We start from the raw sequence: 17164 nt of genomic DNA on the forward strand, positions 1-17164 counted from the left end.
TCGGCTTCAGTGTGCGTCGGGCGGCGGCGCATTCAGCGTGATCGGACGGGAAAACGCGACGGCAACCAGCGCGACGACGAAGCACAGCGACAGCGCGTAGTACGCATCGGCGTAGGTCAGCGTCAGCGCTTCGCGATAGATCAGCCGGTGCAGGGTCGCGAGGCCGGCCTGCGCGGTATCGAGCGTGTTGCCGGCGACCGCGCTCCAGTACGCGGCCTGGCGATCGAGCAGCGATGCGACTTGCGGCTCGCCGGCGCTCACGTGCTCGTTCAGCCGCAGGTAGTGAAAGTTCAGCCGATCGTTGAGCATCGTCGCGCTCACAGCGATGCCGATGGCGCCGCCGAGGTTGCGCATCAGGTTGAACAGGCCGCTCGCCGATTTCAGCCGCGACTGCGGCAGCGAGCCGAGCGCCATCGTCACGATCGGCGGCACGCTGAACTGCTGGCCGATGCCGCGCAGCGCCTGCGGCAGCAGCAGCTCGCGCCAGCCCCAGTCGTGCGTGATGGGCGTGTACAGGTAGCAGCCGAGGCCGAAGCAGACGAGCCCGAACACGAGCAGCGCGCGCATGCTGACGTAGCGCGCGGCGAATGCATACGCGCACAGCGCGAGCAACTGGAATGCGCCGACCGACAGCAGCGCGATGCCGATCTGCAGCGAACTGAACGCACGCACCTGCGCGAGAAACAGCGGCGTGAGGAATACGGTCACGAAGATCCCGATCCCCGTGACGAACGACAGCAGGCTGCCGATCCCGAAGTTGCGTACGGCGAGCGCACGCAGGTCGACGATCGGATCGTCGGCCGTCAACGCGTGCACGATGAACAGGAAGCCGCAGATCGCGGAGATCCACGCGCAGATGACGATCGCGTCGTCGCTGAACCAGTTCTTGCGCGGGCCTTCTTCGAGCACGTATTCGAGGCAGCCGAGAAAGCCCGACATCAGCGCGATGCCGCGATAGTCGCCGCGCTTCACGAGGCTCGGGTCCGGTTCGTCGATGTGCACGTAGCGCGGCACCAGCGCGGCCACGACGATGCCCGGTACGAGGTTCAGGTAGAACAGCCAGTGCCACGACCATTGATCGGTGATCCAGCCGCCGATCACTGGCCCGATCGCCGGTGCGAGCGACGCGAGCGCGCCGATCGTCGTCGATGCGATCAGCCGCTGCTTGCCCGGAAACAACACGAACGCGGTCGTGAACACGGTCGGGATCATCGCGGCGCCGAGCGCACCCTGCAGCCCGCGGAACAGGATCATCGAGTTGATGTCCCAGGCGAGCCCGCACAGCATGCTCGTGATCGTGAAGCCGACCGCCGACGCGACGAACAGCCAGCGCGTCGACATCACCTTCGACAGCCAGCCCGACATCGGGATCACGATGATCTCGGCGATCAGGTAGGCCGTCTGCACCCACGACAGTTCGTCCTGGCTCGCGGAGAGCCCGCCGCCGATGTCGCGCAGCGACGACGCGACGATCTGGATGTCGAGCGTCGCCATGAAGAAGCCGACGCACATCAGCGCGAACGCGAACACGCGCTGCTTCGTCGGTTGCGACGCGGGGTTGCCGGAAAACGCGGTGGTCATCGTCGGCTCCGGCTCAGTTCGCGCGGTCGAGATGCACGGTCACGACCGCCGAGAGGCCGGGACGCAGCACGCGTTCGAGCCCCGGCTGCGGGTCGAGATGCACGCGCACCGGCACGCGCTGGACGATCTTCGTGAAGTTGCCCGTCGCGTTTTCGGGCGGCAGCACGCTGAACGTCGCGCCGGTCGCGGGCGCGAGGCTGTCGACGCGGCCATGCAGGCGCGTGCTCGACGCGTCGAGCGCGACGTCGACGCGCTCGCCCGCGCGCATCCTGCGCAACTGGTCTTCCTTGAAGTTCGCGTCGATCCACAGGCCGGACGCGGGCACGATCGTCAGCAACGGCGCGCCGACGTTCGCGAGCATCCCGACGCGGCCCGTGCGGTTGCCCACGTAGCCGTCGACCGGCGAGCGGATCGTCGTGTATTCGACGTTCAGCGCCGCGACCCGCTGGGCGGCCAGTGCCGTGTTCACGCGCGCCCGCGCGTCGGCGAGCTGCGCGCCGAGCACGTCGAGCTGCCGCTGCGCGGCGAGCAGCGCGGCGTCGCTGCGGGCGACGGCCGCGTCCGCCTTCGAATAGTCGGCATCCGCGCGCTCGACGATCTGGTTCGACACCGCGTCGGACTTCACGAGCTCGCGGTAGCGCTCGCGATCCGACGCGGCGCGCGCGAGCTCGGCCGCCGACGCGTGCCGGTCCGCCGCATGCTGGCCGATCACCGCGTACTGAAGCTGCTGCTTCGCTTCGAGTTCGGCGACCGCGGAGCGCGCGCCGTCGACTTCGGCGCTGGCCTGCGCCAGCTTCGCGTCGTAGTCGCGTGCATCGAGCTGCACGAGCACGTCGCCGGCTTTCACGCGCTGGTTGTCGGTCACGAGGATCTTGTCGACGAAGCCGTTGACCTTCGGCGCGAGCACCGTCACGTCGCCGCCGACATAGGCGTCGTCGGTGCTTTCCTCGAAGCGCAGCACGAACAGCCAGTCGAGCGTCGCGGCCGCGACCGCGACGACCACCGCCGCGACCGCGATCCGCATCCACGGCACGCGACGTTGCTGCTTCGCGGGCCGGTCGGCTGTTGCCGCGTCGCGCGACGCAGCGGTTTGGGTCGTTTCCATCGATGCATCCATGTATATGCACGTATCGGGGCGATCGGCGAGTGGTCGACGATCGGCGAGGTCGTCGATCAGCGCGTCGCCAGGTCGTGCGTGATCATGAACAGTTCGTCTCTGAGGCGGGCCGCCCGGGCCGGGCCGAAGCGTTGCTCGAATGCGTGCTGGGCGGCGCGCCAGTGCACCTGTGCTGCGGCGATCTTCGCTTCGCCCTCTGCGGTCAACGAGAACGTTCGGCGGCGGCACCGCGGCTCGACGCGGCCGCTGACGAGCGCCGCGCCGACGAGCGGCTTCAGCGCGCGCAACAGTGCGGTGCGCTCGATCACCAGGACGGCCGACAGCGTCGCCATCGACAGGCCCGGGTGCTCGCGCAGCAGCGCGAGAATGCTGTACTGCGACGGCGTGACGTTCGCCCGCGACAGGTAGCGCTCGTAGAACTGCGAGATCCGCCGCGCGGCTTGCCGGACCGCGAAGCAATCGTCGTCGCTGAGTGGGGTGTTGTGCATGTGCACATGCTAGGGCGCGGCGCGCCGCGAAGCGAGCAGCCGCGCGGGATCAGATTGGTGTCGCGGCCGTACCAATCGGGCGCGCGATGCGCGGCGCGTGCGCGCCGGCACCCATCAGCGTGCGCCGTCGCCGTAGGCGGCTGCGTAGTCGATGAACGCCTTGACCTTCGCGGGCAGCAGCGCGCGGTTTGCATAGGCGAGCTTGATCTCGACGAACGCGTCGACGAGATCGGCGCCTTCGAGCAATTGCACGAGCGCACCGGACGCGAGTTCGGGCTCGACCAGCGTCCTCGGCACCACGCCGATGCCGAAGTCGCGCATCACCATTTCGCGGTTGAAGACGGGGCTGTTCGACGAAATGTCGAAGCTCAGCGGCACGGTCACCATGTCGTTGCCGTCGCGGAACGACAGCGCGGGCCGGCGCAACGACGGCGACATCGGCACGAACGCGTGGCCGGCGAGTGCGGCGGGAGTCTCGGGCCGCGGATGCGTGCGCAGATACGCGGGCGTCGCGACGATCACCACCGGGATGCGTTCCACGAGCCGCACGATCGTCGTTTCGCTCGTCAGCATGTACGGGACGACGATGCCGATGTCGTAACCTTCGCCGACGAGATCGACCGGGCGCTCGGTCAGCGTGACATCGAGGCGGATTTTCGGATGCGCGGCCTTGAAGCCGGCGATCAGCGGCACGAGCCGGTTCAGCGCGGCCGTCGTATGCGCGACGAGGCGCAGCAGCCCTTCCGGCTCGCGCGTGTGCGCCAGCGCCTGTGCTTCGAGCGAGTCGAGTTCGTCGAGAACCGCCGCACAGCGGTCGTAGATGCGCTCGGCGGTTTCGGTGAGCGATACCTGACGCGTGGTCCGGTGCAGCAGGCGACTACCGAAGCGCGCCTCGAGATCGGCGACGGCCCGCGACACCACCGGCCGCGCCAGGCCATGGATATCGGCCGCTCGCGTGAAACTGCGCGTTTCGACCACCGTCCGGAAGACCCGCAACTTGTCGATGTAGTCCATGCCCGTTTCCTCGAAGCGATGGCGGGGCACGTGACGTACGCGGCCGGCCCAGCCATGTCACGGCGCAGTGTACATTGACTTTATGCATATGCACATATAAATTGCCGTGCATGAACGACACCCAGATTGTGCAGGCCTGCAACTGTCTCGCGCTGCGGCAGGCCGCGCGCTTCGTCACGCAACTCTATGAGCGGCATCTCGCGCCGGTCGGAGTCACGGCCGCGCAGTTCGCGATCATGGCCAATCTGTCGCACCGTCCCGAGCAGCGGATGAGCGAGCTGGCGGACACGCTGGTGATGGACCGCACGACGCTGCTGCGCGCACTCAAGCCGTTGCAGCGCGACGGGCTGGTCGCCGCGGCCGCGTCCGAGGATGACGCGCGTGCGCATGCACTGAGCCTGACGGCGGCCGGCCGGCGTTCCTACGCGCGCGCGAAAATCGCGTGGCAGGCCGCGCAGGACGAGTTCGAGGCGCAGTTCGGCCGCGCGCGCGCGAAGGCGCTGCGCAGCGAGTTGTTCGGCGTAATCGGGCAGCGATACGGCAGGGATGCGGCGGGTCGCGAAGGTGCTGCGAAGGCGCCGGGCCGCACGCGCGGTGCGGTGTCGTGACTGGACTGCGCGGGCGCGCAGATGCGCCGATGCGATGTCGCGCGTGGTCGATGACGTTGCGCGCGCGATGCGCCGGTCGCTGTTGCGTTGGTCGGGTCGGGCACGTGGGTCCAGTCGGTCAAGCCGATGAGGTCGCTCGAACCACTCGAACCACTCGAACCGCTCGAACCGCTCGAACCGCTCGAACCGCTCGAACCGCTCGAACGCGCCCGCGTGCCGGCACGCATAGTCCGGCTCAATCCTGCGTCGTATCGCCCGCAGCCGCTTGCCGAAACGCGCTCGGCGTCTGCCCGGCCCAGCGCCGGAAGGCCCGCGTGAAATTCGCCGGATCGGTGAACTGTAAGCGCTCGGCGATCGTCTTCAGATCGAGATCCGACGCGGCGAGCAACTGCTTCGCGTCGCGAAACCGCGCTTCGTCGAGCAATTGCCGATAGCTCGATCCAGCTTCCTCCAGCCGGCGCCGCAGCGTGCGCGTCGACACGAGCAGCGCGTCGGCGAGCGCATCCGGGTCCGGATAGTCGCCGGCCGCGCTCGCGAGCTCGGCGCGCACGCGCTCGACCAGATCGCCTTCTTCCTGCCGCACCTGCGCGTATTCGCGCTCGACCTGCACGAGCGCCTGCCGGTGCGCGACGTCGTCGGCGAGCGGCAGCGGCCAGTCGAGCGCATCGTGCGCAATCCACAGCGCATTCGCCGCGCAGCCGAATTCGACCGGCGGCAGCTGCTCGCGGTAACGCGCGAAGTAGGCGGGCTCCGGCCACGTGAAGCGCAGCGCGATCGGCGGCGCTGAACGTGCCGACCATTGCGAGATGTTCTGCGCGAGCCCGGTCAACACGAACTCGAACATCACGTGATGCTGCAGCACCGGGCTGGCCTGCACGCCGTGCAATTCCAGCGTCGCGCCGAGCGCGTCCTCCGAGTAGGTGAGCCGGTATTGGCGGTTGCGCATCCGGAAGTAGCGCTGCGTGACGCGCAGCGCGTCGCGGATGTCCCGCGCGGTCAGCGTCGCATAGCCGAGAAATCCGTGCACGGTCGGCTTCAGCAACAGGCCGAACGCGAGCCCGATGCCCGGATCGCCGCCGATCGCGATCGCGTTCAGCACCAGCCGCCCCCATTGCGACGGCGCGACGCGCGCGTCGGGCTCGGCCAGCACCGCGTCGCGCAGGCCCGTGCCGGCGCGCACGGCAGCCGGATCGACGCCGCGCGCGGCCAGCGCCTGCAGCAGCAGGCGCGGATAGGCGACCGGGATGGTCGGCCGGCGTAGCCCGAGAAGGTCCTTGCGGCGCGGATTCGTCATGTGAAGTTGGCCGGAAATGACAAGCATTATGGCTGTTTACCCCCTCACGTTCAACGCGGCGGGCGGCCTACGATGACGCTCATCGCATCCCGGCAAAACCATCATGACGACCGCTTTTCCGCACCTGCTCGCGCCGCTCGATCTCGGCTTCACCACGTTGAAGAACCGTGTGCTGATGGGCTCGATGCACACCGGCCTCGAGGACAGCCGCAAGACGCTGCCGCGCCTCGCCGACTATTTCGCCGAACGCGCGCGCGGCGGCGTCGGCCTGATCGTGACGGGCGGCTTCGCGCCGAACGTGGCCGGCTGGACCAAGCCGTTCGGCGGCACGCTGATGACGTCGGCCGGCGCACGGCGGCATCGCGTGATTACCGACGCCGTGCATGCGCACGACGGCAAGATCGCGCTGCAGATCCTGCACACGGGCCGTTACGGCTATCACCCGTTCGCGGTCGCGCCGTCGAAGATCAAGTCGCCGATCTCGCCGTTCGCGCCGCACGAACTGAGCGCGCGCGGCGTCGAGCGGCAGATCCGCGCGTTCGTCCGCTGCGCACAGCTCGCACGCGAGGCCGGCTACGACGGCGTCGAGATCATGGGCTCCGAAGGCTATCTGATCAACCAGTTCATCTCGATGCATACGAACAAGCGCACCGACCAGTGGGGCGGTGCGTACGAGAACCGGATCCGGCTGCCGATCGAGATCGTCGAGCGCACGCGCGAAGCGGTCGGACGCGATTTCATCCTGATCTACCGGCTGTCGATGCTCGACTTGATCCCGGACGGCAGCGACTGGAGTGAGACCGTGCAGCTCGCGAAGGCCGTCGAGCGTGCGGGCGCGACGATCATCAACACCGGGATCGGCTGGCACGAGGCGCGCGTGCCGACGATCGCGACGTCGGTGCCGCGCGGCGCGTTCGCATGGGTCACGCAGAAGATGAAGGGCGAGGTCGGCATCCCGCTGGTGACGACGAACCGCATCAACCGGCCCGAGGTGGCCGAGCAGATTCTGGCGGACGGCTGCGCGGACATGGTGTCGATGGCGCGCCCGCTGCTCGCCGATGCCGAGTTCGTCGTCAAGGCCGCGCAGGGCCGCGCCGACGAGATCAACACCTGCATCGGCTGCAACCAGGCTTGCCTCGATCACGCGTTCAAGAACAAGATCGCGTCGTGCCTGCTGAACCCGCGCGCGTGCCACGAGACGGAACTCGTCTATACGCCGGTGCGGCAGCCGAAGCGCATCGCGGTGGTCGGCGCCGGGCCGGCCGGGCTCGCGTGCTCGACGGTGCTCGCGCAGCGCGGCCATCGCGTCGACCTGTTCGACGCCGCCGCGCAGATCGGCGGCCAGTTCAACATGGCGAGGCGCATTCCGGGCAAGGAAGAATTCGACGAGGCGCTGCGTTACTTCGGCCGCCAGATCGAGGTGACCGGCGTGACGCTGCATCTGAACCGCCGCGTCGACGCGCCCGAGCTGATCGACGGCGGCTACGACGAGATCGTGCTCGCGACCGGCGTGACGCCGCGCGATCCGAAGATTCCGGGGCAGGACGGCCCGAACGTGCTCAGCTACATCGACGTGCTGGCGGGCCGGCAACCGGTCGGCCGGCGTGTCGCGGTGGTCGGCGCGGGCGGGATCGGCTTCGACGTCGCCGAATACCTCGTGCAGGACGGCCAGTCGCTGGCGCTCGATCTGGACGAATGGAAAGCCGAATGGGGCGTGACCGATCCGGCCGTGACGCGCGGCGGCGTGACGCGCGCACGGGTCGCCGCGCCGGCGCGCGAGGTGACGCTGCTGCAGCGCAAGCCGGCGCCGCTCGGGAAGGGGCTCGGCAAGACGACCGGCTGGATTCACCGGGCGACGCTGAAGATGAAGCAGGTGAAGATGATCGGCGGCGTGAACTACGAAAGGATCGATGCACGTGGGCTGCACGTGTCGTACGGCGAGCAACGTAGCGATCATGAACTAATCGAAGCCGATACGATCGTGCTGTGCGCAGGCCAGGAGCCGCAGCGCGCGCTGCTCGCGCCGCTGCAGGCGGCCGGGCGCTCGGTGCATCTGATCGGCGGCGCGGAACTGGCTGCGGAGCTCGACGCGAAGCGGGCGATCGATCAGGGGGCGCGGTTGGCGGCGCGGCTGTAATCGGCGCTCGGTTCGACGTTTCGATGGCGCGCGCGGCGGTGCGGCGGTTTGGCCGCGCGATGGGCGCGCGAGTTTGTTTCGATCAAGCGGCGATCTCCGCGCAGGGCGGTGGCGCGGATTGGCACCGTCGCGGCGCCGCGCGATACGGAGCAGCGCACGCAATACGCGCAATTCGGCCAACTCAGCCCCGGCCCCAACTCGGCTAACTCGGCCCGACACGGCTCACGCCCGCGATGCCGAGCGCGACCGACCCACTCTCGGCGCGTTCTGCCCGCCGGCTTCCCGCCAGCCCGACCGACCCGCCACCCGCCTTACGCCGCTTCGGCCCGCTCCTCCCGTTCCGCTTCGAGCATCGCCTTGACGATCAGATAGACGGCCGGGAGATCGTCGTCGTCGCGACTCCAGTCGACCGGCTCCTCGACGTCCGCGGCGACCAGCCGGCTGTCGCGCAGCCGGATGAACGCGTCGACGACGGCCGGATCGTTGCGGTTCAGGAAACCGGCATTCGAGAACGCCAGCTCCTCGACGTTCAGCAGCGCCTGCCAGCTCATCGTGCGGGCGGCGGCCGGGTGGGTGCGGCGTCGCAGCCCGAGCGCGCGCTGCGCAGGGCCGCCGACGACACGCTGCAGATCGCCGACCGCCCGCTGCGCGGCACGCTCGAACTGGACGGGATTGAAGCCGGGTTGCTCGGGATCGAATGCGGATGACTGAAACATGGTCGCCTCACAAAAGTCCGTCCGCCATGGTTGACGGAATTCGGGTCGAATGATGCAAAAACACTGTGAATATATACAGTGTTCGATCCGGTTTCAAGTCCTTCGTGCGGGCAGTGGTACGACGGCCGCGGCGTCGATCACCGGCATGCATCGCCCGTTGCCGCGACCGCTTCACGTCACACTGCCGCGGCGATCGTCTCGCGCAGCCATCGATGCGCCGGGTCGCGATGCACGCGTTCGTGCCACAGCATCGACATCTCGTAGCCCGGCACGTCGACGGGCGCGTCGACGACGCGCAACCCCGGCGTATTGCGCACCAGTCGCTCGGGCAGCATCGCGACGAGGTCGGTGGCGGCGACGACCGAGATCACGAACAGGAAATGCGGCACCGACAGCACGACCCGCCGCGCGGCGCCCGCTTTCGCGAGCGCTTCGTCGGTCACGCCGAAGAAGCCGCCGCCGTCGGGCGACACGATCACGTGTTCCAGCGCAGCGAACTGCGCGAGCGTCGGGCGGCGCTTGAGCTTCGGATGACCGGCGCGGCCTACCAGCACGTATCGCTCGACGAACAGCGGCAGGCGCCGCATGCCGTCGGGCGAGCCTTCGGTCGTGTGGAACGCGAGGTCGATGCCGTTTCGTTCGGCTTCCTGCTCGATGCGCGGCGGCGCCAGCTCGACGACGGCGAGCCGCGTTGCCGGCGCAGCCGCGCGCAGCGCGCTCAAGGCGGGCAGCACGATCGTCGATTCGCCGTAGTCGGTCGCGGCCACGCGCCACGTGTTGGTCGCGGTGGCCGGATCGAACGGCGTGGCCGTCAGCACCGCGCGCTCGACGGCTTCGAGCGCATCGCGCAGCGGCTCGCGCAACGCTTGCGCGCGCGCGGTCGGCCGCATGCCGCGCGGCCCCGGCAACAGCAACGGATCGCCGAACAGGTCGCGCAGCTTCTGCAACTGCACACTCACCGACGGCTGCGACATGTTCAGCCGCGCGGCCGCGCGCGTGACGTTGTGCTCGGCGAGCAGCACGTCGAGCGTGACCAGCAGGTTCAGGTCGATGCGTCTGAGATTGTTCATGGCTATACCAGGAATATCGGGAATTCATTTCCAATATACCGAGTGCGCCGGCATCCTGCAGTCATTCAATCAACGGAGTCACGAACATGAACGTGCTGATCGTCTATGCCCATCCCGAACCGCGCTCGCTGAACGGTGCGTTGCGCGACTTCGCGGTCCAGCATCTCGAGGCCGCCGGCCATGCGGTGCAGGTGTCCGATCTGTATGCGATGAACTGGAAGCCCACGCTCGACGCCGACGACATGACCGAGCGCGCGCCCGGCGCGCGTTTCGATCCCTCGCGCGATTCGAAGCACGCATACGAGACGGGCACGCAGCGCGACGACATCGCGCGCGAGCAGCAAAAGCTGAAATGGGCCGACGCGCTGATCCTGCAGTTTCCGCTGTGGTGGTTCTCGATGCCGGCGATCATGAAGGGATGGATCGAGCGCGTGTATGCCTACGGCTTCGCGTACGGCGTCGGCGAGCATTCCGATACGCACTGGGGCGACCGATACGGCGAAGGGATGATGGCCGGCAAGCGTGCGATGGTGATCGTCACGACGGGCGGCTGGGCGTCGCACTACAGCGCGCGCGGAATCAACGGGCCGCTCGACGACCTGCTGTTTCCGATCCAGCACGGCGTCCTGTATTACCCGGGGTTCGACGTGCTGCCGCCGTTCGCGATCCACCGTACCGGAAAGATGAACGACGTGCGCTTCGACGAAACACGCGCGGCGCTCGGCAAGCGTCTCGATGAGCTATGGACCGCGCAGCCGATTCCGTTTCGCCGGCAGAACGCGGGCGATTACGAGATTCCGGCGCTGACGTTGAAGGCGGAGATCGCGCCCGGCAGCGTGGGGTTCGCGGCGCACGTCGCGCACGAGGAGGCGCACGGTACGCCACGCAGCAACGCGCGCGATCCCGTGCCCGCGGCGGCGGACGCCGCGTGAGGCAGGCGTTCGTCGGGTCGTAACGGACTGCGGCCCGTGCGCCGCCGGACAAGCGCCGGCACGGGCAGCACGGGCTTCACGGGCTGCACGGATCTCAGCGATCGTCGTCCCGCACCGACGACGGATGCCGGCACAGCGCGCGCACTTCCATCTCCATGTACGGAAACAGCGGCAGCTGGCTCAGCAGGTCATGCAGCTGCTGCACGCTGTCCACGTCGAAGATGCTGACGTTCGCGTACTGCCCGGCGATGCGCCACAGATGCCGCCACACGCCGTCGTTCATCAGCCGCTGGCACATCGCCTTCTCGTCGGCCTTCAGCGTCGCCGCCTTGACCGGGTCCATGTCCGCCGGCAGGCGGACGGTCATTTCCACATGAAACAGCATCCTGCGCTCCTTGTATTGTCGGTTCGTCGAACGTTACGGCCGCTCAGGCCTGCGCGCGTGCGCGTTCGACATCGCTCGCCGGTACGTGCTGCCGTTCCTTGACGAGCGAGAAATCGAAGTCGATCAGCGCGAACTGACCGTCGACGCCATACGGCTTGCCTTCCGCGCCTTCGGCCTGCTTGACCTTCGGGATCAGCCCTTCGCGCGTCGCGAACGCGAAGTCGTCCCAGATGTGCGGATCGCCTTCGATGTTGATCTGCGTCGTCAGCTTGCGATAGCCGTCGGCCGAAACGAAGAAGTGGATGTGCGCGGGGCGATGGCCGTGGCGGCCCAGCTGATCGAGCAGCTGCTCGGTCTTGCTGCCAGGCGGCACGCTGTAGCCGACCGGCAGCACGCTGCGGAAGCTGTAGCGGCCGTCGGCGTCGGTGCGGATCGAGCGGCGCAGGTTGAACGCCGGCTGCGACTGGTCGAAGTACGAGTAGTTACCCAGATGATTCGCATGCCACACCTCGACGAGCGCGTTCGCGAGCGGCGCGCCGTCCTGGCCGAGCACGCGGCCGCGCATGATCAGCGTCTGGCCGGGATCGGTGCCGTCGTCCAGCCGCGCGTGGCCGACCGATTCCGGCGCGCCCGCGACGTACAGCGGCCCTTCGATCGTGCGCGGCGTGCCGCCCGTGATGCCGGCCTTCTGCTCGGCCTCGTCCATCCGCACGTCGAGGAAGCGCTCGAGCCCGAGGCCCGCGGCGATCAATCCGAATTCGCGGCCGGCTTCGTTCAGGTAGTTCAGCGCGGTCCAGAACTCGCTCGGCTGGACGTCGAAGTCCTCGATCGTGTAGCAGAGGTCCTTCACGATCCGGTTGACGATCGCGCGCACGCGCGGATTGCCGGGCTTCTCCGCGGCGTCGTCGAAGGTCTTCAGCAGTGCGTCGATGTCTTGCTTGTTCATCTGTGTCTCCGGTTTCGTTTGTCGTGTCGTCGTTCGTCGGGGCGAGCGGATTCAGCGGGCGCCGCGTCGCATCCGCTCGATGCGGGGCCAGTCGAAGGTGATGCCGAGGCCGGGCGTGGCCGGCAGATGCAGCTTGAAATCCTGGTAGCGCAGCGGCTCGACGAGGATTTCCTCGGTGAGCAGCAGCGGGCCGAACAGCTCGGTGCCCCACCTGAGCGAGCCGAACGTGCTGAACAGTTGCGCCGACGCCATCGTGCCGGCCGCGCCCTCAAGCATCGTGCCGCCGTACAGATCGATGCCGGCCGCCGATGCGATCGACGCGACGCTCGCCGCGCCGAGCAGGCCGCCCGACTGCGCGATCTTCACCGCGAACACGTCGGCCGCGCGCTCCTGCGCGAGCGCGAACGCATCGACGGGGCCGTGCAGCGCTTCGTCGGCCATGATCGGAATGTGCGCGAGTTGCGTGAGGCGCTTCAGCCCGGCCCGGTTGGTCGCGGCGATCGGCTGCTCGACGAGGCTCACGCCGGCGTGCGCGAGCCGCGCGCCGGCGCGGATCGCTTCGGTTTCGCTCCACGCCTGGTTCACGTCGACGCGCACGTCGCCGCGATCGCCGAGCGCGCGCTTGATCGCGATTACGTGCGCGACGTCGTCGTCAACTGCGTTCGAGCCGATCTTCAGCTTGAACGCGCGATGGCGGCGCGCGTCGAGCATCGCCTCGGCTTCCGCGATGTCGCGTTGCGTGTCGCCGCTCGCGAGCGTCCACGCGACCTCGACCGCATCGGTCGTGCGGCCGCCGAACAGCTCCGACAGCGGCACGCCGGCGCGGCGCGCCTGCGCATCGAACAGCGCGGTCTCGAGCGCGCATTTCGCGAAGCGGTTGCCCTGGAACAGCTTACGGGCACGCGCCATCGCGGCGCCGGGGCGCGTCGCGTCCATCCCTTGCAGCAGCGGCGCGAAATACGTGTCGATGTTGACCTTGATGCTCTCGGGGCTCTCTTCGCCGTATGCGAGCCCGCCGATCGTGGTCGCCTCGCCGACGCCTTCGATACCGTCCGTGCATCGAACCCGGACGAGTACGAGCGTCTGGCAATTCATCGTGGCGACCGACAGCTTGTGGGGCCGAATCGTGGGCACGTCGACGAGCAGCGTGTCGATGCGCTCGATGGTGGCGGCAGTTGCTATCATGCGATTCCTCCTGTTGATGCACATGGTAGGAATTCCGGGCCCGCGTCGTCCAACACTCTTTCCGACTACTTCCATACCTTTGAGGCATGAAATGGAATTGCGCCAGCTCCGCTACTTCATCGCCGTCGCGGAAGAAATGAACATCACGCGGGCGGCGGAGCGGCTGCACATGACGCAGCCGCCGCTGAGCCGCCAGCTGCAGACGATCGAGGAAGAGATCGGGCTGCCGTTGTTCGAACGCGGCGCGCGGCCGCTGAAGCTGACCGACGCGGGCCGCGTGTTCTACGCGCAGGCGAAGCGCGTCCTCGAGCAGGCCGACGAGCTCGGGCCGCTCACGCGTCGCCTCGCGCAACTGTCGGAGCGGATCGTGATCGGCTTCGTACCGTCGACGCTCTACGGCGCGCTGCCGGACGTGATCCGCGCGTTTCGCGACGCGCAGCCGGGCGTCGAGCTGTCGCTGATCGAAATGTTCACGCTCGAGCAGCTCGGCGCGCTGAAGGGCGGGCGCATCGACGTCGGCTTCGGCCGCCTGCGCTTCGACGACGACCAGCTGGTGCGCGAGGCGCTGATCGAGGAGAAGCTGATCGCGGCGCTGCCGGTCGGGCATCCGCTGGCCGACCCCGAGCGGCCGCTGACGCTCGCCGACATCGCGCACGAGACGCTGATCGTCTACCCGAGCACGCCGCGGCCGAGCTTCGCTGACCAGCAGCTGTCGGCGCTGCGCGACGGCGCGCTCGTGCCGGCGGGCGTTCACGAGGTGCGCGAACTGCAGACGGCGCTCGGGCTGGTGGCCGCGCAGGTCGGCGTGTCGCTGGTGCCCGAGAGCGTGGAAGGCGTGCGCGTGAAGGGCGTCGTGTACCGGCGGCTGCCGGAGCCGACGGCGACGTCGCCGATCATCATGAGCCGCCGGCTGCACGGCGAAAGCCCGGCGACGACCGCGTTTTGCGCGATCGCGCGCGCGATGTTCGGACCGACGCTTTAGCGCGGGCGGTTTATGGAGCGGCCGCAACTAACGGCCAATTCGGGCGGGTGGCGCGACGCGGGGGCGATTCGGTCGAGAAGGGGGCGTGGGGCGACGGGCGGCGCATCGGGCTCACCGCACGCACCGGGCAAGGCGACCAAGCGGGAGACGCTGGAGATGCGGAAGATGCAGCCCGACGCAGCACCACCCGCGCACGCGGCGATCCACCCGCCAACGCGGCCGGCCCGCGCGTGCCCGCCGCCGCCTAATGCCTACACCTACCGCCTAACCCCCACCGTTTCCGACGGCGATTCCCCGAACTTCTCCCGATAGGCGATCGCGAAGCGCCCGAGATGCGTGAACCCGCAATCGAGCGCGACATCGGCGATCCGCCGCTCCGGCTGCGACCTGCGCAGCAACTCGCGCGCATGCTCGAGCCGCGTCGCGCGCAGATATTGCATCGGGCTCATGCCGCGAAACTGCAGGAACGCGTCGCGCAGCGTCCGCTCCGGCACGTTGGCCGCCACGACGATATCGGCGAGCTGCAGCGGCTGCGCGTAGTGCGCGTTCACGAATTCCTGCGCGCGCAGCAGGAAGCCCGGCGCGGGATCGTGACGCATACTCGCGGCCGCCGGCGGATGCCCTTCGATCAGCAGATCGATCAGCAGATGCTCGAGCTGCGCCGCGACGCGCGGATTCGCATTGGCGCGCGCCAGCAACGCCGGCGAGCGGGCGACGAGCATCAGCTGCTGGTGCCACGCGGCGAGCGCGGCGTCGCTGATGTGCAGCACCGGGTCGAGCGTCGCGCGCGGATTGCCGGTCAGCGAGCCGACGGTCGCCGCGTCGATGCGCAGCACGAACTGCTCGCAGTCGGCCGACAGCACCGCATCGAAGCGCTCGCCGGGCGCGCACAGCACGCCCGTCTGGCCGTCGACGCCGAGCCGGCGCCCCATCGCGGCGACCTGCGCATGCCCGGACAGACAGAACATCAGCAGGTAATAGCCGTCGACCGCGTCGACCTGCACGCGCATCGCGTCGCCGAACGCGATCGTGCCGATCCCGAGCCCGCCGAGCCGCACGAAGTCCATGTGCGCGGCGCCCTGCATGCGCCCGCTCGGCAGCAGCGCGTGCGGCTGCATCACGCGCGAGATGCGCTCGCGCGTCTCGTCGAGATCGCGGGATTCGAACAGCCGGTGCGCGCGCAGCGCGAGCGGCTCGAACGACGTTGGGGACATGGGCATCGGCCTTGGTATCGACGCGCGCTTCGTTCCGACGAATGGGTCACGAACGGGCGGCGGCTCGCGTGTGTCGTCATGCTAGCGCAGAAATCCGCCGAAAGTGGATATTGCGCCGCCGCAATCGCACTTTCCGGATAGACGCCGAATATTAGCTTTTCAAAAATCCGCTCCATGCCATCAACGAACCGGAACCACAAGGAGTCCGACATGGAGCAGACAGCATCGCCCGTCGTATTTGCCGCGCGCGACGACGCGTCCGACGTGCACTTTCCCCACGACGACGGCTCGCGCGTCCCGTACAAGGTGTTCAGCTCGCGCGCCGTCTACGATCGCGAGCAGGAGCGCATCTTCCGCGGGCCGACGTGGAACTTCGTCGCGCTGGAAGCGGAAATCCCCAACGCCGGCGACTTCAAGAGCACCTTCGTCGGCGACACGCCGGTCGTCGTCACGCGCACCGAGGACGGCGCGCTGTCCGCGTGGGTGAACCGCTGCGCGCACCGCGGCGCGCAGGTGTGCCGCAAGTCGCGCGGCAACGCCAGCTCGCACACGTGCGTGTATCACCAGTGGAGCTTCGACAACGAGGGCAACCTGCTCGGCGTGCCGTTCCGGCGCGGCCAGAAAGGGATGACCGGGATGCCGGCCGACTTCGACCCGAAGCAGCACGGGCTACGCAAGCTGCGCGTCGACAGCTATCGCGGGCTCGTGTTCGCGACCTTCAGCGACGACGTCGCGCCGCTGCCCGATTATCTCGGCGCGCAGATGCGACCGTGGATCGACCGGATCTTCCACAAGCCGATCGAGTATCTCGGCTGCACGCGCCAGTATTCGAAGTCGAACTGGAAGCTGTACATGGAGAACGTGAAGGATCCGTATCACGCGAGCATGCTGCATCTGTTCCATACGACCTTCAACATCTTCCGCGTCGGGATGAAGGCGCGCTCGATCCCCGATGCGAACCACGGGCTGCACAGCATCATCACGGTGACGAAGACGGGCGACGACACGTCGGCCGCCTACAAGCAGCAGAACATCCGTTCGTTCGACGAAGGCTTCCATCTGGAAGACGAGTCGATTCTCGATCTGGTGTCGGAATACGACGAGGACTGCACGAACCATATCCAGCCGATCTTCCCGCAGCTCGTGATCCAGCAGATCCACAACACGCTGGTCGCGCGGCAGATCCTGCCGAAGGGGCCGGACAACTTCGAGCTGATCTTCCACTTCTTCGGCTACGCCGACGACACGCCCGAGCTGCGCGCGCTGCGCATCAAGCAGGCGAACCTGGTCGGGCCGGCAGGCTACATCTCGATGGAGGACACCGAGGCGACCGAGCTCGTGCAGCGCGGCACGGTGCGCGACGCCGACGCAACCTCGGTCATCGAGATGTCGCGCGGCAATCCGGAGCAGCAGGACACGGTGATCACCGAAAGCCTGATCCGCAAGTTCTGGGTCGGCTACCAGAAGCTGATGGGCTATTGAAGCGGGAGCGCGC

15 protein-coding genes and 1 pseudogene are annotated in these 17164 nt (G+C 68.2%); 5 read left to right on the forward strand and 11 right to left on the reverse strand.

Translation table 11 applies throughout. The features are described 5' to 3' along the window. Positions 1-6: 6 nt before the first annotated feature. The 4 genes from EX20_RS23680 to EX20_RS23695 all read right to left on the reverse strand — a co-directional run bounded on the left by EX20_RS23680 (position 7) and on the right by EX20_RS23695 (position 4200). The gene (locus EX20_RS23680) at positions 7-1581 is read right to left on the reverse strand and encodes a DHA2 family efflux MFS transporter permease subunit (RefSeq protein ID WP_011881479.1); all 1575 of its coding nucleotides are present in this window, start codon (positions 1579-1581) and stop codon (positions 7-9) included. A 13-nt stretch (positions 1582-1594) separates the two neighbouring features. Beyond that, a complete protein-coding gene (locus EX20_RS23685; protein ID WP_034194939.1) occupies positions 1595-2686 on the reverse strand; it encodes an HlyD family secretion protein in 1092 nt (363 codons plus the stop codon). Positions 2687-2754: 68 nt separating this feature from the next. Beyond that, positions 2755-3186, reverse strand: coding sequence for a MarR family winged helix-turn-helix transcriptional regulator (locus EX20_RS23690; RefSeq protein ID WP_034194940.1), 432 nt, complete (start codon positions 3184-3186; stop codon positions 2755-2757). Between the two features lie 114 nt (positions 3187-3300). Further along, positions 3301-4200 carry a LysR family transcriptional regulator gene (locus EX20_RS23695; protein ID WP_011881482.1) on the reverse strand — a complete coding sequence of 300 codons (900 nt, stop codon included), beginning with the start codon at positions 4198-4200 and terminating at the stop codon, positions 3301-3303. A 110-nt stretch (positions 4201-4310) separates the two neighbouring features. Here EX20_RS23695 and EX20_RS23700 point away from each other — a divergent pair. Then, positions 4311-4736: pseudogene (locus EX20_RS23700) on the forward strand (MarR family winged helix-turn-helix transcriptional regulator); the annotation flags it as partial. Between the two features lie 307 nt (positions 4737-5043). On the opposite strand, the gene EX20_RS23705 reads toward EX20_RS23700, so the two are convergent. After that, entirely contained in the window at positions 5044-6129 is a 1086-nt protein-coding gene (locus EX20_RS23705) for an AraC family transcriptional regulator (RefSeq protein WP_034194941.1), read from the reverse strand. Positions 6130-6205: 76 nt separating this feature from the next. Here EX20_RS23705 and EX20_RS23710 point away from each other — a divergent pair, with 76 nt between their 5' ends. Then, on the forward strand, positions 6206-8239 hold the full coding sequence (locus EX20_RS23710) for an NADPH-dependent 2,4-dienoyl-CoA reductase (protein WP_034194942.1): 2034 nt from the start codon (positions 6206-6208) through the stop codon (positions 8237-8239). Between the two features lie 311 nt (positions 8240-8550). On the opposite strand, the gene EX20_RS23715 is transcribed toward EX20_RS23710, so the two are convergent. Together EX20_RS23715 and EX20_RS23720 are read right to left on the reverse strand one after the other, a co-directional pair. Next, a complete protein-coding gene (locus EX20_RS23715; RefSeq protein WP_011881486.1) occupies positions 8551-8955 on the reverse strand; it encodes a DUF2471 family protein in 405 nt (134 codons plus the stop codon). A gap of 176 nt (positions 8956-9131) precedes the next feature. Then, positions 9132-10025 carry a LysR family transcriptional regulator gene (locus EX20_RS23720; protein WP_034194943.1) on the reverse strand — a complete coding sequence of 298 codons (894 nt, stop codon included), beginning with the start codon at positions 10023-10025 and terminating at the stop codon, positions 9132-9134. 86 nt (positions 10026-10111) lie between these two features. Here EX20_RS23720 and EX20_RS23725 point away from each other — a divergent pair, with 86 nt between their 5' ends. After that, positions 10112-10957 (forward strand): NAD(P)H-dependent oxidoreductase, encoded by an 846-nt coding sequence (locus EX20_RS23725; RefSeq protein ID WP_034194944.1) that lies wholly within the window; start codon positions 10112-10114, stop codon positions 10955-10957. A gap of 94 nt (positions 10958-11051) precedes the next feature. Here the strand turns inward: EX20_RS23725 and catC are convergent, their stop codons facing one another. Genes catC through EX20_RS23740 form a run of 3 tightly spaced genes read right to left on the reverse strand, consistent with a single transcriptional unit; the run spans position 11052 to position 13473 of the window. Next, complete coding sequence (gene catC / locus EX20_RS23730; protein WP_014724579.1) at positions 11052-11342, reverse strand: muconolactone Delta-isomerase; 291 nt, start codon at positions 11340-11342, stop codon at positions 11052-11054. Between the two features lie 43 nt (positions 11343-11385). Beyond that, the gene (gene catA, locus EX20_RS23735) at positions 11386-12288 is read right to left on the reverse strand and encodes a catechol 1,2-dioxygenase (protein WP_034194945.1); all 903 of its coding nucleotides are present in this window, start codon (positions 12286-12288) and stop codon (positions 11386-11388) included. Between the two features lie 51 nt (positions 12289-12339). After that, the gene (locus EX20_RS23740; RefSeq protein ID WP_034194946.1) at positions 12340-13473 is read right to left on the reverse strand and encodes a muconate/chloromuconate family cycloisomerase; all 1134 of its coding nucleotides are present in this window, start codon (positions 13471-13473) and stop codon (positions 12340-12342) included. Between the two features lie 91 nt (positions 13474-13564). Between EX20_RS23740 and EX20_RS23745 the strand changes: the two genes are divergently transcribed. Next, positions 13565-14455, forward strand: coding sequence for a LysR family transcriptional regulator (locus tag EX20_RS23745; RefSeq protein WP_011881492.1), 891 nt, complete (start codon positions 13565-13567; stop codon positions 14453-14455). Between the two features lie 257 nt (positions 14456-14712). On the opposite strand, the gene andR is transcribed toward EX20_RS23745, so the two are convergent. Then, complete coding sequence (gene andR, locus EX20_RS23750) at positions 14713-15669, reverse strand: anthranilate 1,2-dioxygenase regulatory protein AndR (protein WP_034194947.1); 957 nt, start codon at positions 15667-15669, stop codon at positions 14713-14715. Positions 15670-15879: 210 nt separating this feature from the next. On the opposite strand from andR, the gene andAc reads away from it, so the two are divergent. Beyond that, positions 15880-17151, forward strand: a complete 1272-nt coding sequence (andAc, locus tag EX20_RS23755) for an anthranilate 1,2-dioxygenase large subunit AndAc (protein WP_014724582.1) — start codon at positions 15880-15882, stop codon at positions 17149-17151. The last annotated feature ends 13 nt before the right edge of the window (positions 17152-17164 follow it).

This window comes from Burkholderia sp. WP42, assembly GCF_000745665.1.
Taxonomy (GTDB): Bacteria; Pseudomonadota; Gammaproteobacteria; order Burkholderiales; family Burkholderiaceae; genus Burkholderia; species Burkholderia vietnamiensis.